Raw genomic sequence first — 20,685 nt, forward strand, 5'->3', positions numbered from 1 at the left:
GCGGCTCCGCCTCGGCCTTTGAACAGGCCCGCCGCGCGAACGCTGGATTCTACTGTCTCTTTATTCGTTCATCCGCTGGCGGGGAGCGAGTGAGTAGCAAGCGGGTAAAAAACGGGTAACAAGCAGATAACAAGCAGACGCGCCATACGCAAAAAAGCCCCGTTGCACAGCCGCCAGAGGCTGGCACAACGAGGCTTTTTAACCAGCGCGCTGGGCTGGTTTAGTGAGCGGGAGCGGCCAGTTCGCTGGCGGCACGCGCCAGACGGGTAATTTCTTCCCAGTTTTGCGCGGCGACCACGGCCTTCGGGGTCAGCCACGAACCGCCGACGCAAACCACATTCGGCAGCGACAGAAAATGTGGCGCGAGTTCGGCCGTGATGCCGCCCGTCGGACAGAACTTGAGCGCCGGGAACGGACCATGAAACGCCTGCAGCATCGGCACGCCACCAGCAGGTTGCGCCGGGAAAAATTTGACGATTTCGTAGCCGAGTTCCAGCGCCACGATGATATCGGTCGGCGTCATCACTCCTGGCAGCAAAGGCAAGCCCGCATCTTGCGCGGCCTGGTGCAGCTCTTTCGTCAGACCCGGCGACACGCCGAACTGCGCGCCCGCTTTTTTCGCCTGTGCGCATTGTTCGGGCCGGGTGATGGTGCCAACGCCCACCACGATGTCTTCCGCGAGCTGGCTGGCGCGCTCGATCGCCTTCAGGCCAGCCTCGGTGCGCAACGTGATTTCAAGCACCTTCACCCCGCCCGCATGAAGCGCGCGCGAAACATTCTCGCCCTGCTCAACTGATTCAAACGCGAGGACCGGAATCACCGGGCCGAGCCGCACGATATCGCTTACCTGCTTCGTCATAATCAGACTCCTTGTAGTAGCGTCTGGCTTGCTTGAATGGAATGCGTGCCGCCCCCTGCCGGCGTCTGCTCGCCCACCATCGGGCCGAACACCGAAGCGCCCAGTTCCGCCGGGGCTGCCGCCGCACGAAACACACCAAATAATTCACGGCCAAAACCGGCTTCGTTATCTGCCTGATGTTCAGGCTGCGCGACCGGCCGCGCGGCCCAGACAGCCGGATCAATGTCGATATCGAGCAGCCCAGCTTCGGCGTCGATCACGATCATGTCCCCGGTTTGCACCTTGCCCAGCGGCCCTTGCAGCAGCACTTCGGGCGAGACGTGGATCACCGCTGGAACTTTGCCCGAGGCACCCGACATGCGGCCATCGGTGACCAGCGCGACCTGGTGGCCCTGGTCTTGCAACGCGCCCAGCAGCGGCGTCAGACGATGCAGCTCAGGCATGCCGTTAGCGCGTGCGCCCTGAAACCGCACCACAGCGACAAAATCGCGCTGCAACTCTTGATTGTCGAACGCAGCCTGCACCGCTTCCTGCGAATCAAACACGAGCGCGGGTGCCTTCACCACACGGTGCTGCGGTGCCACCGATGAAATCTTGATCACCCCCCGGCCAAGCTTGCCCTGCATCAGCCGCAAGCCGCCATCGGCCTGGAACGGCTCGTGCACGCTGCGCAGCACGCTGGTGTCCTGGCTGACAAGCGGGCCCGGCACCCAGCTCAGCACGCCATCAAGCAATTTGGGTTCTTCGGTGTAATGCCCCAGCCCCTTGCCCGCAACCGTATTGACGTCCTCATGCAGATAACCGCCTTCAAGCAAGTTGCGAACCAGGAACGCCATGCCACCGGCTGCATGGTAGTGGTTCACATCAGCCTTGCCGTTCGGATAAATCTTGGCCAGCAGCGGCACGGCTTGCGACAGCACGTCGAAATCATCCCAGTCGATCACGATGCCCGCCGCCCGCGCAATCGCCACCAGATGCAGCGTGTGGTTAGTGGAGCCGCCCGTAGCCAGCAGCGCGACGATGCCGTTGACGATCGCCTTCTCGTCGACCACATGGCCAATCGGGGTGTACTGACCGCGCTCAGCTGTCAGATCGAGCACCCGGCGCGCCGCCTGGGCGGTCAGCGCGTCGCGCAGCGGGGTATACGGATGCACAAAGGCCGCCCCTGGCAAATGCAGGCCCATCACTTCCATCAGCATCTGGTTACTGTTGGCCGTGCCGTAAAACGTGCATGTGCCCTGGCCGTGATAAGCGGCCGACTCGGCTTCGAGCAGCGCTTCGCGGCCCACCTGGCCAGTGGCGAACTGCTGCCGGATTTTCGCTTTCTCACTGTTGGACAAGCCGCTCGACATCGGGCCAGCCGGCACGAAGATGGTTGGCAGATGCCCAAACTGCAGCGCGCCGATCAGCAGGCCCGGCACGATCTTGTCGCAGATCCCAAGGCATAGCGCCGCGTCGAACATGTTGTGGGTGAGCGCCACCGCCGTGCTCATGGCGATCACCTCGCGTGAAAACAGCGAAAGCTCCATCCCGGCATTGCCCTGGGTCACGCCATCGCACATCGCGGGCACGCCACCGGCGAACTGCGCGACCCCGCCGTTTTCGCGGGCGGCTTGCTTGATCAGGTCAGGGTAATTTTTATACGGCGCATGCGCCGACAGCATCTCGTTGTACGACGACACGATGCCGATATTGGGTTCGCGGATCGCCTTGATGGCCAGCTTGTCGCGGCCTTCGAGGCCAGCAAAGCCATGCGCCAGATTCGCGCAGGACAGCGCGCCACGGGCCGGGAACTTGCCTTGGGCATGCTCGATACGAGCCAGATAGGCTTGGCGGGTGGGCTTGCTGCGCTCAATCACGCGCTGCGTGACCTTGATGAGTTGAGGATGCGGGGAAACCATCGAAGCTCCTTCGTCTCTGGCTTGAAATGCAGGGGGCGGGGTGCCAGGCGGGTGTTGTGAGGTCTATGCAGGGCACGGACGGACGATGTTAGTAGAAAAACTACATAACTGCAACAGCGCATAGCAACGAATCAATCTTGCAGATGCAAACCGTAAATCGCCTTAAAACGCTTGTTTAATAAACATTTCACTTGGCATTCACGGCGTGACGCAATCCGCTCTCAATTACGAAATGTAGTTTTTGTAGCCTCACCCCACGCAACTTCGGCTATAGTCGATGGATCTTTCAGCATAGTGCGAGTTCCCTGATGATGCTGTCCCAGATCAAAGCCATGCACAGCGAGTTGCGTCCTTCGGAGCGCAAACTGGCCAATTACATCGTCGATACGCCACGCGAAGTGCTCGATCTGTCGATGACCGAAGTCGCCGCGCGCGCTGGCGTGAGCCAGCCCACCATCGCGCGTTTTTGCCGCGCTCTGGGGTTTTCCGGGTTTCGTGAATTCAAGATCCGGCTGGCCCAGGCGATTGTCGCGGAGGTGCCCACGGTATACCGCGACGTCCGCCCGGATGAGCCCACGCCCGGGGTCGCGGCGAAAGTGCTCGACCGCACCATTAGCGCGCTGATCCAGGTTCGCAACAATTTGTCGGCAGATAGCGTCGAAGCTGCGCTAACGCTGCTCAGCCAGGCACGGCGTATCGAGTTTTATGGTGCGGGTGGCTCGGGTATCGCTGCGCTCGACGTGCAGCACAAGTTCTTTCGCCTCGGCATGCCCAGCGTGGCTTACGCCGACCCTCACACGTTCTTGATGTCCGCCGCGCTGCTGGCAGAGGGTGATGTTGTCGTAGCTATTTCGAATACCGGACGCACGCGCGACATCGTCGATGCCGCGCAAGCCGCGCTCAATGCGGGCGCGAAGGTCATCGCAATCACACATGGCCACTCACCGCTCGCACGTCTGGCGACGGTCGGCCTCTTTGCCAATGTGGATGAAGACGCGGATATCTTTTCGCCGATGACGTCACGCGTTTCGCATCTGGCGATTGGCGACATTCTGGCGGTAGGGGTGGCGCTGCGCCTCGGGCCAGAGCGGCTCGACAAGCTAGCGCAGGCAAAAGATGTGTTGCGGCGGCGCCGGATCGACGATCTGGCACCGCGCTAAAGCAGCGTAAAGCAGCGAAGCGTTAAAACTTAAAACGGCTTGATGATTACCAGCGCCACCGCCGCCAGCATGCCCAGCACGGGCAGCTCGTTGAACCAGCGATAAAACCGCGGCGAGCGCCGGTTCTCGTGACGCTCAAACGTCGCCAGCATGCGGCCGCAAATCAGGTGATAGCCGATCAACAACAGCACCACGCCAAGCTTCGCGTGAATCCACCCCTGGCCCCGCCCGATCCCCACGCCCAGCCACAACCAGAGCCCGCACAACAAAGCAGGCACAGCAATAAACGACATAAAGCGGTACAGCTTGCGCGCCATGATGAGCAAACGGTCGATGGCGACGGGCTGTGTCTCCAGCGCCAGATTGACGAAAAGACGCGGCAAATAAAACAAACCGGCAAACCACCCGGCGATCAGAACGATATGAAAAGTTTTGATCCAAAGCATCAGCATGAGAGCGACCCCTGATTAATCAGCAGCAAGCGTTGAGCGTTTATTGACGGGCTTCACCGTGGCCCAGCACGACGTATTTCAGCGAGGTCAGGCCTTCGAGCCCCACCGGGCCGCGCGCATGGAGCTTGTCGTTGGAAATGCCGATCTCCGCGCCAAGACCGTACTCGAAGCCGTCCGCAAAACGCGTGGACGCATTGACGATCACGCTGGCCGAATCGACTTCGCGCAAAAAACGCATCGCCCGGTCGTGATCTTCGGTAACGATCGCATCCGTATGCGCCGAGCCATAGGTATTGATGTGCTCGATGGCTTCATCCAGCCCCTCAACCAGCTTGATTGCCAGCACGGGCGCGAGATATTCGGTGCGCCAGTCGGCTTCGGTGGCGGCAACCAGCGGGCCAATGCCCGCCGCCTGCAACACCGCGTGCGCTGCGGCATCCACCCGCAGTTCAACGGCTTTGTCGCGGTAGCGCCGCCCCAGCAGCGGCAAGACTTCAGGCGCAATGGCTTGCGCGACCAGCAGCGTTTCCATCGTGTTGCAAGTGCCATAACGGTGCGTTTTAGCGTTATCGCAAACCGTCAGCGCTTTCGCCAGATCGGCGCGGTCATCGACATATACATGGCACACGCCATCGAGGTGCTTGATCATGGGCACCCGAGCTTCCGCGATCAACCGTTCGATCAGGCTCTTGCCGCCACGCGGCACGATCACATCGACGTATTCGGTCAGCGTAATCAGCGCGCCCACGGCCGCGCGGTCGGCGGTTTCGACCACCTGCACCGCTTCTTGCGGCAAGCCCGCCGTGGCGAGCCCCTCGGCAATCAACCTGGCCAGCGCGGTATTGCATTCGAGCGCTTCGGAGCCGCCGCGCAAAATCGTCGCGTTGCCCGATTTCAGACACAACGCGGCAGCGTCCACCGTGACGTTGGGGCGCGATTCGTAAATGATGCCGATCACGCCGAGCGGCACGCGCATTTGTCCAACCTGAATGCCACTTGGGCGGTAGTTCAGATTACTGATTGCACCAATCGGATCAGGCAGCGCGGCAACCTGGCGCAAGCCTTCGATCATGGTTTGCAGCGCTTTATCGGACAACGTGAGGCGGTCGATAAACGCCGCGTCGAGACCTTTGTCACGGGCATTGGCGACATCGCGGGCATTCGCCGCCTTGAGGATGGCGCTATCGCGCTCAAGCGCGTGCGCGATAGCGTGGAGCGCGGTATTTTTCGCCGCGCTTGAGGCTCGCGCCATCGCACGTGAAGCGTGACGGGCGCGACGGCCCAGCTCAGTTATGTATTCGTCGATATTCATGGGGATTCTCGTGCCGCCAGGGATCGCACAGGCCCGAAACAACGGAATAGGCCATGCGGCGGACGGCGCAGCGTGATAAGGCAGACCGGTGATTGTATGTCGGCTTAAGGCTTTGCTCCATGCCTGAGCACGCCACTCGCGGCGGTCCGGTGGCCTGGCGAAAAAAAGCACAGACGCACGGGTGCAACTTGCCTGCACCAGTCCGCGCCTATTCCCACCAACCTTTGCCGCCATTATCGGGTAACCAGGAACCATCAAGTCTGGCGGGTTACTTAAGCCACAAGCCTTCGAGCAGGAGGAAACGCGCGACCGGAGCCGGCCGCGCACCGAGCAGTGTTTGCTGCAACATCTAAAGACAAGTTGAAAAGAGTATGGGCGCACCAATTAAAACGGCAGGAGCTGGCAACCCGCCACTCTGGGTTCCTGCAACCCCGGCTAAATCCACGGCAAAAACAGAGCAGCAGAAAAAAATCGGGACCACACAGCACCGTGTGGCGCGAAACGCTGAATACGATCACGCCTTCGAGACTTCGGCACAAGAGCTGGGAACAGCGTCAATGGCTACCCCGCCAGAGACGCCCCGCGTGTCTGGCTCGAACGCAGATACCGACCCAGTGCAACAGCCCGTCGCCCCGGTGCTGGCAGAGCCTGTTGTACGGGCAACCTCACAGATGCTGCCCACGCAGGTTGCACCCGCCGTGCTGAACCCCTCCACCACCGCATCCGTACCTGGCAACACTGCGGCACCCGCCACTTCTGCCACCCCAACCCCGCCGGTCAAACCAAAAGCAGGCCTGCTACAACAAGTGGCCGTGTTTCTGAAAAGCCTTGCGCGAACGATCCTGACTTTCGGCCAGCGCCGGAATGCCGCAACGGAGCAGCACCAGCCGAATGTTCTAACCAGCCTGATTGAGCAAGCCACGACATATTCGGCGCACGTCGCAGCGTTGAGCCCATCGCTGTCCCCGCTGGAAATTTTCCACACGAGAGCCTTTATGGCGGGCCAGTATCATCAAGCGCATTTCGGACAACAGCCAGACAACAGACTGGCGCAAGCGTTCTATGACACGCTGGAAAAAGAGTTTGCAGACCAGCCGGATCAGGCGATTTTCAATTTTCTGCACACGCTGAAAAACGATCCTGAATCGCTACAACAAATTGAACAAAACATTGGCGGTGACCCGGATCACGGCATGGTCGGCATGCTGACAAAACTGGCTCTGCAGCGGATCTCACCTCAAGCCGCAAAAGCGGCGGAGGCTGCGGCCACCAGCGCACAGGGCGACGGGCAAGATCAGGCGTGGCTCATGCTGATTGAAGAGGCGCTATGCGCCAACCGTGACGATTTCTATGTGACAGCCCTCGACGACACGCCCGGACTCTTTGATGCCGCGCTAGTCAAACGGTTTTTACAGCGAACGCTCCTGAGCGGCCGCGACGATTTCCAGGCGAACACGATCAACGCACTGACCTTTGCCGTGCTCGTCTCGGGCGGCAGTGAGATTCAGTCATTGCGAGCGCTCGGCGCAGACGAATACCTGAAACAGATCGCAAGTAACAGCCCGCATCAAGACGGAATCAACCAGGCCAAACAGTTATTTGCCGATTTATTACGCGAACTGAATCTCAAGCGCGATGTGCAAGATGCCCCTGGTATCGAACGCCAGGCCTTGCAGGCATCCGAAAGCGAAGGCGGCCTGCCCGCCTCCATGCCGGAACGGGAACCCGGCCCGGAACTGGATAACGCACCCGATGACGCTCAAGCATGGATACCCATGCCTGACCGAGCGTACGGAAAGCCTCGCATGCTTGGCCTGATTTCAATGGGTGACGCGAACGAAGTGCAAGGCGCGGCTAACCTACGGCGGCTTTTACTCACTGAAATTGCGCAACTCAAACAGATCGGGCAGGAAACTGCGGCACTGAAAGAGGCCGAGGTGAAGGCACAAGGAAAGCCTCTTGCCTCAACCCCAGCACCAGCGCAGCAGGATCAAACTCCAGCAGAAAAATCTGTTGAGGTGAAACTCACCGCTGCCTTACCGGCGTACAAAAACAAATCGCCGCTGGGCAAACTATGGAAGCAGCAGAAAAATACGCTGATCAATGCGCTCGCCAGCACGGTGACAAACACGGTAAAGATCATTCTGGCCCCCCCGCGCCTGCTGAGATTCGCGGTGCTGTGGGCCCTTCCTGGCCTGCCGAATGCCGGCAAAACCGTCGGCAAGACCGCCGGCCAAACCAAACCAGAGCGGCCACTCCCAGAGACGGCACCTCAGGCTGCGAAGAGTGGAGACGTCGGCGGGAACGTCGAAGGCATTCCGCCCAGCGACACGCTACCGATCGATCTCGGCCGGCCATTTATCCAGCCGCGCAAAGAAAGCATCGGCACGTGGGAAATATTGAGCAATCCAAAGACCGTTCAGCAGTCAGCCGCGACAACTAGCTTTCTGCTCCGCCTTCTGAACTTTGTCATGTGGCGTAAATAAACAAGGCCAGTACGGCTTACGCTTGAAGCGCCATGCGTTGCTGCTGCAACGCAATGAGCGCGGAATTTGCAGCACCAGTGCCCTCATTCCGTGCTCGTTGTTCTGCGCCCGTTCCGCACTCATTTCGCACTACGCCACAACACCCGGGCTCACTGCGCTGCCAGGCGAAGCCACCGTCATCGCCAGTTCGAACAGCCCGCGCCAGGCATCTGACGGCAACGTGTTGTGCCGCTGACCAGGCATGGCACCCGATAAGCCCTTCACCTGACGATCAAGCCGCGCCGCGAAAGCCAGCGCCCGCTCCAGCGAAGCCTCGCTCACACGCGCCAGCGCTGGACCAGCCAGCCGCTCACGCGGCCCCCATACCCGGTTCTCGCGCAACAGCACCGCCAGCGGTTTGCCCGCCGCCACACCGCGTTTGAGCCGCAGCAGCGTGCGCACTTCTTCGACCACCGCCCACAGCACCAGCACCGCCGCCTCGCCCTCGCCTTGCAGGCCATCGAGCATCCGCGTCAAACGGCCGACGTCACCTGCCAGCATCGCTTCATTCAGCTTGAACACGTCGTAGCGCGCGACATTGAGCACTGCGTCATGAACTTGCTCAAACGTCAGCACGCCTGCGGGATAAAGCAAACCGAGTTTCTGGATTTCCTGATGTGCTGCCAGCAAATTGCCTTCGACGCGCTCAGCAATAAACTGCAACGCACGCCGCCCGTCTTCGCCTGGCGCGGTGCGCTGGTTTTGCAGCGCCAGGCGCTGGCCAATCCAGTTCGGCAATTGCGCCCGTTCCACCGGATCAATTTTCAGCGCGACACCCGCCCCGATTAACGCGGTAAACCACGCGGATTTTTGCGTCGCGGCGTCCAGACGCGGCAAGCTCACCAGCGTCAGCACATCAGGATTAGCCGCGCCAGCCAGCGTCTTCAACGCCTCGCCGCCTTCCTTGCCTGGCTTGCCCGACGGAATCCGCAAATCGACTAGCTGACGCTCACCAAAGAGCGACATCGACTGGCTCGCGCCCAGCATGGAGCTCCAGTCGAAACCCCGTTCAACTGTAAACACCGCCCGGTCGGTAAACCCCGCGCCGCGCGCCGCAGCACGAATCCGGTCGCAGGCCTCCTGGGCCAGCAGATGCTCATCGCCATACACCACATAGAACCCTGCGAGCCCCTTCGCCAGGTGCGCCTCAAGCGCGTCAGGTCGTAATTGCATAGCGCTCCGCCCCTGCAGACATAGCCCGGACCCCGCTCACAGCGGCGGCGGCGGTAACGGCGCACGCGGTGCCACCGGCGGCACCTCCTCGCCCGGAGCCGGATGGAGCGAACGCACGACCGCCAGCCGCCGAACCAGTTGATCCACCGCGTCGCGCTGCATATCGGCGTTCAGAATGTCGGCTTCCGCATCCTTGGCCTGCGAATACTGGTCGCTGTAGGTCATCGCCCGGTTCAGCGCAATCGCGCTAGGCGGGATCAGCACGGTGCCGTCCGCCCCAACCAGCGTGTAACCCAGCGCGTAGTTCATCTGGTATTCCGCCACCACGCCCAGCGAATTCAGCGTCAATACGCTGCGGCTGTTGGTTTCGGAAAGGTTCAGCACGGCGTCAGCGTTGGCGCTCTGCTGCACCACCACCGTGTCGCTGCCGCCCTCGACGATGCGCGTCAGGCGCGCCTCTACCATCGCTCCGGCCCCGGTGATCGCCAGCCGCTTGAACGCGTAGTCCTGCTGGCCACGCAACTGAAAACCACAAGCCGTCAGCAGCAACACACTGCCGGCCAGCATCAACAAGAATCTGCGAGTCACATTGGCTCCTGGTTCGCACTGCAATCCGCGCTTAAACCACCACATTCACAAGGCGTCCCGGCACGACGATGATTTTTTTCGGCGCGCGGCCTTCGCTGAATTTCACGCACATCTCGTGCGCTAGCGCGGCCTGCTCGATGACTTCACGCGAAGCGTCTTTCGCCAGCGTCAGCGCACCGCGCACACGGCCATTCACCTGCAGCACCAGTTCGATCTCGGCTTGCTCAAGCGCCTGTGCGTCCACCTGCGGCCATGGCGCATCCAGCAATGGGCCGAACTCTTCGACGTACCCAAGCTCCTGCCATAACTGGCAAGTCGCATGCGGCACCACGGGATACAGCACCCGCAGCAAAACCCCATAGGTCTCGCGCAGCACGGCGGGCTGTGCGCCCTTTGCCGCTTCCAGCGCGTTCAGCATCTTCATCGTCGCGGACACCACCGTGTTGTATTGCAGACGCTGGTAATCAAAGTCCGCCTGCTTCAGCACCAGATACACCTCGCGGCGCAACGCTTTGTCGGCTTCGCCAAGCTGGGCCGGGTCGATACGGCCAGCGGCACGAAGCGCCGCTTCATGGCCCTGGCCAAAGGCCCAGACCCGGCGCAAAAAGCGGCTCGCGCCCTCAACCCCCGCCCCCGACCACTCAAGCTGCTGCTCAGGCGGCGCGGCGAACATCGTGAAAAGACGCGCGGTATCAGCGCCGTACTGGTCGATCAGCAATTGCGGATCAACCCCGTTGTTCTTGGATTTCGACATTTTCTCGATGCCGCCCAGCACCACCGGCTGACCATCGGCATTGAGCGTTGCGCCCACCGGACGGCCCTTCTCATCGTGCGTGACGGTGACATCGAGCGGGTTGTACCAGGTTTTCTTGCCCGCCGCGTTTTCGCGGTAATACGTCTCGTTGAGCACCATGCCTTGCGTCAGCAGGTTCTTCGCTGGTTCGCCGAAGTTAATCAGCCCCATGTCGCGCATCACCTTGGTCCAGAAACGTGAGTACAGCAGGTGCAAAATCGCGTGTTCGATCCCGCCGATGTACTGGTCCATTGGCATCCAGTAATCAGTGCGGGCATCAACCATCGTGGAGGCATCGGGCGCGGCGTAGCGCGAGAAATACCACGAGGAATCAACGAAGGTGTCCATCGTGTCGGTTTCGCGTTTGGCCGGTGCACCGCAGGTTGGGCAGGTGCAGTTGACGAACGCCGCCGATTTCGCCAGCGGGTTGCCCGTGCCATCCGGCACGAGATCTTCCGGCAGCACCACCGGCAGATCTTTTTCTGGCACCGGCACATCGCCGCAGCTCGGGCAATGAATGATCGGGATTGGCGTGCCCCAGTAGCGCTGACGCGAAATGCCCCAGTCGCGCAAGCGCCAGGTGACCTGACGCTCACCCACACCCAGTGCACTCAGATCAGCGGCAATGGCATCGACAGCAGCCTCGAACCCCAAACCGTCGTACTTGCCACTGTTAATGCACACGCCGTTAGTCTTGTCGCCGTATGACTCGTGCCACGCCTCCGCCGAGAAGGTCATGCCTGGATGCGCCACCACCTGCTTGAGCGGCAGACCGTATTTCTTCACAAAGGCGAAATCGCGCTCGTCGTGCGCTGGCACGCCCATCACCGCACCTTCGCCATAACTCATCAGCACGTAGTTGCCGATCCAGACTTCGACCTGCTCTTGCGTCAGTGGATGCGTGACGTAGAAGCCGGTTGCCATGCCCTTCTTTTCCATCGTGGCGACATCGGCTTCCGCGACACCGCCGCGCTTGCATTCGTCGATGAACGCTGCCAGCGCGGGCTGATCTTGTGCGAGACGCGTGGCCAGCGGATGCTCAGCGGCAATCGCGCAGAACGTGACGCCCATGATGGTGTCGGCGCGCGTCGTGAAAACACGCAGCAACTTCTTCTCACCATCGATTTCATAAGGAAAGCCGAAGTTCACACCAAAGCTTTTGCCGATCCAGTTTTGCTGCATGATTTTCACGCGCTCGGGCCAGCCGAGGCCTTCGAGGTCATTCAGCAGTTCATCGGCGTATTGCGTGATGCGCATGTAGTACATCGGAATTTCGCGCTTCTCGATCAGCGCGCCGGAGCGCCAGCCGCGCCCGTCGATTACCTGCTCGTTGGCCAGAACGGTCTGGTCAACCGGATCCCAGTTCACCGTGCCGGTTTTTTTATATGCGATGCCTTTTTCGAGCATCTTCAGGAACAGCCATTGATTCCATTTGTAATACGACGGATCGCAGGTAGCGATTTCGCGTGACCAGTCGATCGCCAAGCCCATCGACTGCATCTGGCGCTTCATGTAGGCGATGTTGTCGTAGGTCCATTTAGCGGGTGGCACGCCGTTGGCCATCGCCGCGTTTTCGGCAGGCATACCGAACGCATCCCAACCCATCGGCATCAGCACGTTGTGACCATTCATCCGCAGATAGCGGTACATCACATCGTTGATCGTGTAATTGCGCACGTGCCCCATGTGCAGCTTGCCCGATGGGTAGGGCAGCATCGACACGCAGAAAAATTTGGGCTTGCTGCTGGTTTCCGTCGCCTTGTAAGCGTCGCTGGCGCGCCATTGCCCTTGCACGGCGGCTTCGACGTCGGAGGGAGCGTATTTTTCTTGCATGGTGTGGTGGGTCGGTGAGGGTGATGCGCTCAGACCAGGCCTGATGAGCGGGCCCGATGCGCTGCTTGATGAGTGAGGACGTTTGCCCCGAAGGCGAGAAAAACAAAACGCAGATTATACCGGTCGGCCAGGCCTGTGCCGCATGGTGCCGCGCGCACCAGTGCGTGTTGGTACGTGCTGCGCGACAGCGCGGAAGGTAGGCAAAACATGCGCCTGACAGGGCTGACGACGAGCCTTGAGGAGGGCTTCGAAAAAGTGAACCGTTTGAGCGCGACGGTTACTTACCATGCCAGGACACGCGCACAGAATGCGAGAGCGCCTGCAAACCGAACCCGTCGCAGAATTCTGACTGCACGGATAACTCTTAAACTCATATTGAGAGACTTTATGACACGCCCAGCAACACCAGGAAATAAAACCAAATACACCAACGACAATCTCTACAAAAATAGTCTCCATAGTCACTCTAAGCAGGGAAATAAAAAAACTGACTCTACAAGCCAGCTTGGGAAAAAACCCGCTAGCACTCCGCAGACAGAATTAGAGCCGCGAGTTAACAACCCAATAGCGGAACAAAAAACCATTATCGGAACAATCGTCGATCTCAAGTTGGCAGTCCAAGCTGATAAAGCCCCTGACAACGCCGCTATCGACAACAACTACACCGCGGCCACACCTACTTCTCCGCTGGAAAACCAGGCTCCCAGCCCGGAATCAGCGCCTCAAAATACGGCCGTGGACGACTCGTGCCCTGACCTGCTGCCAGAATCTTCCACGCATGACGCTGAGACAAACAGCAGCATTAACCCACTAGAAGAAGACGCGGACTTTGAAATGATCGGTAAAGAAGAACTTAATGTGGATGATTTTTATATGGCTGATTTTTAGGAAACGTCGCCTTCCAACAAAAGCGATAAACCACGTTATTGAATCTGATGTGAATCAGCCGTAGCGGCAGGCGGATCGGTCACAAATCCGATCCGCTCCAACCCGGCTTGCTGCGCGGCACCCATCACCTGGGCAATCACCTCGTACCGGGTCGAACGTTCAGCTCGTAACTGGATCTCAGGCGGGCTGTCGCTGTGTGCCGCAGTCGCAAAATCGGTGCGCATCTGAGCTAGTGTGATAGCCGTGCCATCCCAGTAAATCTGGTTCGCGGCATCAATCGAAAGCGTGACGGTGTGCGGCTCCTGCGGTGCCGGAGCGGCTGCCACCCGGGGTAACTCCAGCCGGATGGCATGCGTGAACAGCGGCGCGGTGATGATGAAAATCACCAGCAACACCAGCATCACGTCGATTAGCGGCGTCATGTTGATCTCCGCCATCGGTGCTGCTGCTGGTTTTTTTTCAAGTCCGCCAAATGCCATCTCGCCCTCCGGTACGCGCGTGGCTCAATCTGCCTGAGCGCAGATGTAAGCGTGCAGATCATGAGCGAACGCATCCAGCTCTTCGCTCAGTTGCCGCGCCAGCCGGCCCAGTACGTTGTATGCCAGCACGGCGGGGATGGCGACCACCAGCCCGAACGCGGTCATGATGAGCGCCTCTCCGACCGGCCCCGCGACGTTTTCAATCATTGCCTGGCCGCTGGCAGCGATACTGCCGAGCGCGTGATAAATGCCCCAGACAGTGCCGAGCAAACCAACAAACGGTGCCGTGCTGCCCACCGAAGCCAGCAGCACCTGACCAAACTCAAGCCGCCGCTGTGAGGTGCTGAGCGCCTGGCGCAACGCGCGCAACACCCTTTCGCCACGCTCGACGCGCGCCAGCAAGATGCCAGGCGCGCCGGATTCAGCAGCATCCAGTGCAGCTTGCGCGAGCGGCACGAAGACCCGCTCACGGTCTATCCGGCGCAACACGGCCAGGCCATCCGTCAGCGTCGCCGTCTGCCAGAATTGAGCGACGGCGCGCACTGATTGACGCTTTGCGCGGCCCAGCATCCACCCTTTAGCCAGCAGAAAACACCAACTCGCCACCGACATAGCCAGCAACACATACGCGACGCCATGCGTAACCGCATCGCCGGTTTGCAGGTAATGAATCACGCCTGTGCTTGCCATCTGAGCCCGCCGTGTATCTAGATCGAGAAAAACTAAAGAAAAATATCGCCCGGCGTAACGTCAGTTCAAGCCAAGCACGTCTTGCATATCAAAGAGACCGCTAGCCCGGCCCTCAAGAAAATGCGCTGCGCGCAGCGCACCTTGTGCATACGACAGACGGCTGGAAGACTTGTGCGTGATCTCGATACGCTCGCCAGTGCCAGCAAACAGCACTGTGTGATCGCCCACGATGTCACCACCGCGAATCGCCGAAAAGCCAATGGTCGACGGATCGCGCTCGCCGGTCACACCTTCGCGGCTATACACCGCGCAGTCAGCCAGATTGCGCCCCAGTGCACCGGCCAGCACCTCGCCCATTTTTAGCGCGGTGCCGGAGGGCGCATCGACCTTATGCCGGTGATGCGCCTCAATCACTTCGATGTCATAGCCCTGAGCGAACTGGCGTGCAGCGAATTCGAGCAACTTCAACGTGACGTTGACCCCAACGCTCATGTTCGGCGCGAAGACGATACCGGTGTGTTCCGCCGCCTCACGCAACTGCGCTTTTTGCGCATCGTCGAACCCGGTCGTGCCGATCACCAGCTTCACCTGATGACGCAGCGCCGCTTGCACGTGCGCCATCGTGGCTTCTGGACGGGTGAAATCAATCACGCAATCAGCTGCGGCGAACACCTGATCGATGTCATCGCTCAGCATCACGCCCGTATGTTTGCCCAGAAATGCTCCGGCATCCTGCCCGAGCTGGGGCGTACCCGCCCGGTCGAGCGCACCGGAAAGTGTCACGCTGCTGTCGTTGAGAATGGTTTCGATGAGCATGCGGCCCATCCGGCCAGACGCGCCTGTAATAGCAATTTTCATGGGAACGACTCGAAAAATAACGGGCGGTGCCGAGCAGCGTCAGACACAAGCCACTAGAAAAAACGACGGGCCATACGGCCCGTCATTGCATAGAACACCAAAGAGTTCACCTTGATACCGGTTACTCGCCCGTCGGCCCCACCGGAGGCGCGCTGCTGTTGTCCTGGACAACCGGAGGCGTCGAGCGATGGAACTGAAACTGTGGCTGACTTGGTGAAGCTGATCCTTGAGGCACGCCGCCATTGGAAGCTGGCGTATTGGAGCGCACCGAAGGCGTGGTATTGCGAGCCGGGGCCTGGACCGCATTGGTCAGACGGTTAGCCGCTTGAGCTGCCTGCGCGTTGGCATCGGTAACCGGCAGCGTAGTCACACCTGCTGCATCGTCTGCAGGCGAACGGGCCACATCTGGCACCGTAGGCTCAGGCACCGGCGCGGGATTCGCAGTGGCACCACCCGCGAGTGCTGATTTTTTGCCGCTCTTGTCGCCGTCAATTTCAGCGAGCAGTTCGAGATTGGACGGGAGATCTTCGCCACCGCTCCAGCTCGTCACCACGTCACCGGAGAAATTCACGACGAAGTCCCGCTGCTGCACGATTGAGGTCGAACCACGTTTGAAATAAAACACGTAGTCCCAGCGATCCGCGTGGAACATGTCAGTCAGAAGTGGCGTGCCGAGCACCTGGCGAACCTGTGCCCGAGACATGCCAGCGCGCATCTGCGCCACGGCCTCTCTCGAAACGAAATTACCCTGAACCACCGTAATTCGATAAGGCGTGATGCGCTGGGCGATACGCTGCGTGATGCTGTCGTAGCTGCCGCATCCCGCTAGCGCAACGGCAACCGCCGCGAACAGGGCGCTACGCCCCCAGTAAACCGATAGATATTTTGAAATCATTTCACTCACCATGCGGGCTTGCAGACAAGCCGCGCGAGTTTTGTCGATTGACAATGATGACCTGGACCAACCAAAAGCCATTACTATGAGAACCCTGAATTGTACTCTAGGGATCCCTTGCCATGACCAACCCAGCCGATCTCAAGAATATCGGACTCAAGGCGACCCTACCGCGCCTCAAAATTCTGGAGATTTTTCAGCATAGTCCGGTGCGTCATCTGACCGCCGAAGACGTCTACCGCAACCTGCTGCACGAAGAACTCGATATCGGTCTGGCCACGGTTTACCGCGTGCTGACGCAGTTCGAACAAGCAGGCTTGCTATCACGCAGCAATTTCGAATCCGGCAAAGCCGTATTCGAACTAAACGAAGGCTCACACCACGATCACCTGGTGTGCCTTGACTGCGGCCGAGTCGAAGAATTTTTCGACATCGAGATCGAGAACCGCCAGCAGGCAATTGCCAAAGAGCGCGGCTTCAAACTGCAGGAACACGCACTCGCACTGTATGGCATGTGCACCAAGGAGAACTGCCCGCATCGCAAGTAAGTAAGTCCTGGTGCTGCGCGAAGTATCAGCCGCCCCGCCCTGCTTCAAACCAGACAAAAGCCCCGCCTGAGTGCAGTCATGCAATGCACACCCAGGCGGGGCTTTTTAACGCCGTTCAACTTCCGGCGTGCTCAGTTAACGCTCAATCAGCGCTCAATCAGCATTCAATCAAAGCTTAAGCTGCATGCGCCAGCGCAATGGCTGTATCCAGCATGCGGTTCGAGAAACCCCATTCGTTGTCGTACCAGCTCGATACTTTCACGAGGCGGCCCGAAACCTTGGTCAGCGTGGCATCGAAGGTCGACGAAGCGGGATTGTGGTTGAAGTCAATCGAAACCAGCGGTGCGGTGTTGTAACCCAGGATGCCCTTGAGCGAGCCCTCGGAGGCCTCCTTCATGATCGCGTTCACTTCGTCTACCGTCGTATCGCGTTTGGCGATAAACGACAAATCGACAATCGACACGTTGATCGTCGGTACGCGAATCGCATAGCCATCCAGCTTGCCATTCAGCTCAGGCAGCACCAGGCCAACTGCGGAAGCCGCACCCGTTTTGGTCGGAATCTGGCTATGCGTGGCCGAGCGCGCACGGCGCAGGTCCTCGTGATAGACGTCGGTCAACACCTGATCGTTGGTGTACGCATGGATTGTGGTCATCAAACCATTTTCCAGGCCGATCTTGTCGTTCAGCGGCTTGACCAGGGGTGCCAGGCAGTTCGTCGTGCATGAAGCGTTTGAAATGACGGTGTGCGCCGACTTCAGCGTGTGATGGTTCACGCCATAAACAATCGTTGCATCGACATCCTTGCCGCCCGGCGCCGAAATAATGACCTTCTTCGCCCCGGCTTTGATGTGCGCGCCCGCTTTTTCCTTAGTGGTGAAAAAACCTGTGCATTCCATCACCACATCGACGCGCAGTTCGGCCCACGGCAATTCGGCCGGGTTACGGACAGCCAGTACGCGGATCTGGTCGCCATTGACCACGAGGTAATCGCCATTCACGGACACTTCACCCGGAAACTTGCCGTGCGCGGTGTCGTATTGCGTCAGATGAGCGTTGGTCTTCGCATCACCGAGATCATTGATCGCAACGATTTCGATATCGTGTTTCTTGCCGTTTTCATACAGGGCGCGCAGGATGTTGCGGCCGATCCGGCCGTAGCCGTTGATTGCGACGCGAATCGTCATGGTCTATCTCCTGATAGCTGAAAAAAATAGGTTCGATTCTGTTCTGACGGACAAGCTTTGCCGGGCATCAACCCGGCAAAGCAAACGGCGCAAGTTAACCAAGTGCCTCTTTAGCTGCGGCAACAACATGCTCAACCGTAAAGCCAAAGTGTTTGAACAACACGCCAGCAGGAGCAGATTCACCGAAGGTGTCGATCCCAACCACGCGGCCTTCAAGGCCAACGTACTTGTGCCAGAAATCGGTCACACCGGCTTCGATCGCAACCCGGCGCACGCCTTTAGGCAAGACACGTTCACGGTATTCAGCGTCCTGGCGGTCGTACACCGTGGTTGAAGGCATCGACACCACGCGGGCCGCAATGCCTTCGCTCGCGAGAGCTTCAACGGCACCCAGCGCCAGCTCGACTTCTGAGCCGGTGGCAATCAGGATAACTTTGCGGGCAACGATCTCATCGTTCCAGTCACGCAGCACGTAGCCGCCCTTGGCGACATTTGCAATCTGCGCATCGGTGCGCGCCGAAAACGCGAGGTTCTGGCGGCTAAAGATCAGACACGAAGGACCATGATGCTCAATCGATTGGGTCCACGCCACGGCTGTTTCGACGGTATCGGCTGGACGCCAGACATCCAGATGCGGAATCAGGCGCAAGCTCGACACATGCTCGATCGACTGGTGCGTCGGACCATCTTCGCCAAGACCGATCGAATCATGCGTGAACACAAAAATTGACGGTGACTTCATCAGCGCGGCCACGCGCAGCGCATTGCGGCTGTAATCAGAAAACGTCAGGAACGTGCCGCCGAAAGCCTTATAGCCCCCATGCAGCGCAATGCCATTGATCGCCGCGCTCATGCCAAATTCGCGCACGCCGTAATTGATGTGGTTGCCCCACTGAATGCCGCTCGCGCCATCATGCGCCGCGCGCACCGGCTTCGAGGCCTTCCAGTTGGTAAGGTTCGAACCCGTCAGGTCGGCCGAGCCGCCCAGCAATTCGGGCAGCACCGCGGCCAGCCCTTCAATCGTTTGCTGCGAGGCTTTGCGGGTGGCGACGGTTTCAGCCCGCTGATTCGCCCCAGCAATGATTTCCTGCGCCTGCTGCGCCCAGTCAGCAGGCAGCTTGCCGGTGCTGCGACGCACGAACTCAGCAGCTTCCTGCGGGTATTTCGCCTTGTATTGCTCGAATGCGGCGTTCCATTGCGCTTCGATTTGCTTGCCGGACGGCTTGGCGTCCCACGCTGCGTAGACTTCAGCAGGAATCTCAAACGGACCCCATGTCCAGCCTAGCGCAGCACGCGTCGCCGCGATTTCTTTATCGCCTAGCGGCGCGCCGTGCGCATCATGGCTGCCCGCCTTGGTGGGTGCGCCTTCTCCAATCACCGTCTTGCAGCAGATCAGCGTTGGCCGGTCCGAGCGCTTGGCCTGCACAATCGCCGCATCGACAGCATCGACGTCGTGACCATTAACCGCAGGAATCACATTCCAGCCATACGCTTCAAAACGCTTTGGCGTGTCATCGTGGAACCAGTTCACGACCTCGCCATCAATCGAGATGCCGTTGTCGTCATAAAACGCGATCAGTTTGTTCAGCTTCAGCGTGCCGGCAAACGAGCACGCTTCATGCGAAATGCCTTCCATCAGGCAGCCATCGCCAAGAAACACATAGGTATGGTGATCGACGATTTTGGCTTCAGCTTTGTTGAATTCAGCGGCAAGCAGCGCTTCGGCCAGTGCCATACCCACCGCATTGGCCAAGCCCTGCCCGAGCGGGCCGGTGGTGGTTTCAACGCCTGGCGTAATGCCATATTCGGGATGGCCTGGCGTTTTTGAATGCAATTGACGGAAATTTTTCAGCTCTTCGATGGGCAAATCGTAGCCAGTCAGATGCAACAACGCGTACAGCAACATCGAGCCATGACCATTCGACAGCACGAAGCGGTCGCGGTCGGCCCAGTGAGGATTGGCTGGGTTATGACGCAGATGCCGTGACCAGAGCGCAACGCCAATCTCAGCCATGCCCATCGGCATGCCGGGATGGCCTGAGTTAGCTTGCTGGACAGCATCCATGGCCAAAGCACGAATTGCATTGGCCATCAGGGAAGTAGAAGCGGGAAGGTGTGAGGTAGACGGGATCGTCATGTCGAGTCCGGAGAGCGGGGCCAAAAAGCAGAAAGCGGGCGTCATCCGGAAAAGCACTGCGACCAGCCGCCCCGGCGCACGATGCGGCGCCAGTAGACGCGAAACGGGCAGAGCCTAAGCGGAAACGGCTGCAAAGCGGGGCATTCTAGCAGATCAAGGCCTCGTTCCTGACGGCTCCCGGATCATGCAACGCATATGAACCGCCACATTCAAGGCCCATCGGCCGTCGTAGCTTGTGGCGTGGCCCAAGCCCTTCGCCAGATGTACCGCACCATCCAGGCCATAAGCTAAAAACCACGTGTTCATGCAAATCACCTCTATCCTGGATTCATTATTCGGCCCTATCCGAGCCGATTTGCATCAATTTTCGTTGATATTTAAGCTTGTTCCTGAATTCGGCTGATCAAA

17 protein-coding genes are annotated in these 20,685 nt (G+C 59.5%); 4 read left to right on the plus strand and 13 right to left on the minus strand.

The features are described from left to right. Positions 1-220: 220 nt before the first annotated feature. Positions 221-862 (minus strand): bifunctional 4-hydroxy-2-oxoglutarate aldolase/2-dehydro-3-deoxy-phosphogluconate aldolase, encoded by a 642-nt coding sequence (eda, locus tag GH656_RS12440; RefSeq protein WP_153076224.1) that lies wholly within the window; start codon positions 860-862, stop codon positions 221-223. Then, the gene (edd, locus tag GH656_RS12445) at positions 862-2,760 is read right to left on the minus strand and encodes a phosphogluconate dehydratase (protein WP_153076225.1); all 1,899 of its coding nucleotides are present in this window, start codon (positions 2,758-2,760) and stop codon (positions 862-864) included. The genes eda and edd overlap by 1 nt, the downstream gene beginning before the upstream one ends. A gap of 308 nt (positions 2,761-3,068) precedes the next feature. Here edd and GH656_RS12450 point away from each other — a divergent pair, with 308 nt between their 5' ends. Beyond that, positions 3,069-3,920: a MurR/RpiR family transcriptional regulator gene (locus GH656_RS12450; RefSeq protein WP_153076226.1), complete on the plus strand. Its 852-nt coding sequence runs from the start codon at positions 3,069-3,071 to the stop codon at positions 3,918-3,920. 29 nt (positions 3,921-3,949) lie between these two features. Here GH656_RS12450 and GH656_RS12455 read toward each other — a convergent pair whose 3' ends face one another. Continuing rightward, positions 3,950-4,372: a CopD family protein gene (locus GH656_RS12455; protein WP_153076227.1), complete on the minus strand. Its 423-nt coding sequence runs from the start codon at positions 4,370-4,372 to the stop codon at positions 3,950-3,952. A 40-nt stretch (positions 4,373-4,412) separates the two neighbouring features. Beyond that, a complete protein-coding gene (locus GH656_RS12460) occupies positions 4,413-5,684 on the minus strand; it encodes a glutamate-5-semialdehyde dehydrogenase (RefSeq protein ID WP_153076228.1) in 1,272 nt (423 codons plus the stop codon). A gap of 557 nt (positions 5,685-6,241) precedes the next feature. Here GH656_RS12460 and GH656_RS12465 point away from each other — a divergent pair. Next, on the plus strand, positions 6,242-8,170 hold the full coding sequence (locus GH656_RS12465) for a hypothetical protein (RefSeq protein WP_153076229.1): 1,929 nt from the start codon (positions 6,242-6,244) through the stop codon (positions 8,168-8,170). Between the two features lie 129 nt (positions 8,171-8,299). On the opposite strand, the gene holA is transcribed toward GH656_RS12465, so the two are convergent. Genes holA through leuS form a run of 3 tightly spaced genes read right to left on the minus strand, consistent with a single transcriptional unit; the run spans position 8,300 to position 12,596 of the window. Then, positions 8,300-9,382: a DNA polymerase III subunit delta gene (holA, locus tag GH656_RS12470; RefSeq protein ID WP_153076230.1), complete on the minus strand. Its 1,083-nt coding sequence runs from the start codon at positions 9,380-9,382 to the stop codon at positions 8,300-8,302. Positions 9,383-9,418: 36 nt separating this feature from the next. Further along, positions 9,419-9,970 carry an LPS-assembly lipoprotein LptE gene (locus GH656_RS12475; RefSeq protein ID WP_153076231.1) on the minus strand — a complete coding sequence of 184 codons (552 nt, stop codon included), beginning with the start codon at positions 9,968-9,970 and terminating at the stop codon, positions 9,419-9,421. Between the two features lie 31 nt (positions 9,971-10,001). Further along, on the minus strand, positions 10,002-12,596 hold the full coding sequence (gene leuS / locus GH656_RS12480; RefSeq protein ID WP_153076232.1) for a leucine--tRNA ligase: 2,595 nt from the start codon (positions 12,594-12,596) through the stop codon (positions 10,002-10,004). 387 nt (positions 12,597-12,983) lie between these two features. Here leuS and GH656_RS12485 point away from each other — a divergent pair, with 387 nt between their 5' ends. Further along, positions 12,984-13,484, plus strand: coding sequence for a RodZ family helix-turn-helix domain-containing protein (locus tag GH656_RS12485; protein ID WP_153076233.1), 501 nt, complete (start codon positions 12,984-12,986; stop codon positions 13,482-13,484). Between the two features lie 35 nt (positions 13,485-13,519). Here the strand turns inward: GH656_RS12485 and GH656_RS12490 are convergent, their stop codons facing one another. From GH656_RS12490 to GH656_RS12505, 4 genes are all read right to left on the minus strand, one after another. Next, entirely contained in the window at positions 13,520-13,963 is a 444-nt protein-coding gene (locus tag GH656_RS12490) for an ExbD/TolR family protein (RefSeq protein ID WP_153076234.1), read from the minus strand. A gap of 24 nt (positions 13,964-13,987) precedes the next feature. Beyond that, on the minus strand, positions 13,988-14,653 hold the full coding sequence (locus GH656_RS12495; protein ID WP_153076235.1) for a MotA/TolQ/ExbB proton channel family protein: 666 nt from the start codon (positions 14,651-14,653) through the stop codon (positions 13,988-13,990). A 60-nt stretch (positions 14,654-14,713) separates the two neighbouring features. Next, entirely contained in the window at positions 14,714-15,511 is a 798-nt protein-coding gene (gene dapB / locus GH656_RS12500) for a 4-hydroxy-tetrahydrodipicolinate reductase (RefSeq protein WP_153076236.1), read from the minus strand. 121 nt (positions 15,512-15,632) lie between these two features. Continuing rightward, positions 15,633-16,406 (minus strand): outer membrane protein assembly factor BamE, encoded by a 774-nt coding sequence (locus tag GH656_RS12505; protein ID WP_153076237.1) that lies wholly within the window; start codon positions 16,404-16,406, stop codon positions 15,633-15,635. A gap of 122 nt (positions 16,407-16,528) precedes the next feature. On the opposite strand from GH656_RS12505, the gene fur reads away from it, so the two are divergent. Beyond that, the gene (gene fur, locus GH656_RS12510; protein ID WP_153076238.1) at positions 16,529-16,954 is read left to right on the plus strand and encodes a ferric iron uptake transcriptional regulator; all 426 of its coding nucleotides are present in this window, start codon (positions 16,529-16,531) and stop codon (positions 16,952-16,954) included. A 175-nt stretch (positions 16,955-17,129) separates the two neighbouring features. Here fur and gap read toward each other — a convergent pair whose 3' ends face one another. Together gap and tkt are read right to left on the minus strand one after the other, a co-directional pair. Then, positions 17,130-18,140: a type I glyceraldehyde-3-phosphate dehydrogenase gene (gene gap, locus GH656_RS12515; protein WP_153076239.1), complete on the minus strand. Its 1,011-nt coding sequence runs from the start codon at positions 18,138-18,140 to the stop codon at positions 17,130-17,132. Positions 18,141-18,234: 94 nt separating this feature from the next. Further along, on the minus strand, positions 18,235-20,277 hold the full coding sequence (gene tkt, locus GH656_RS12520; RefSeq protein ID WP_174769751.1) for a transketolase: 2,043 nt from the start codon (positions 20,275-20,277) through the stop codon (positions 18,235-18,237). Between the last annotated feature and the right edge of the window lie 408 nt (positions 20,278-20,685).

It is taken from the genome of Paraburkholderia bonniea (genome assembly GCF_009455625.1).
GTDB lineage: Bacteria > Pseudomonadota > Gammaproteobacteria > Burkholderiales > Burkholderiaceae > Paraburkholderia > Paraburkholderia bonniea.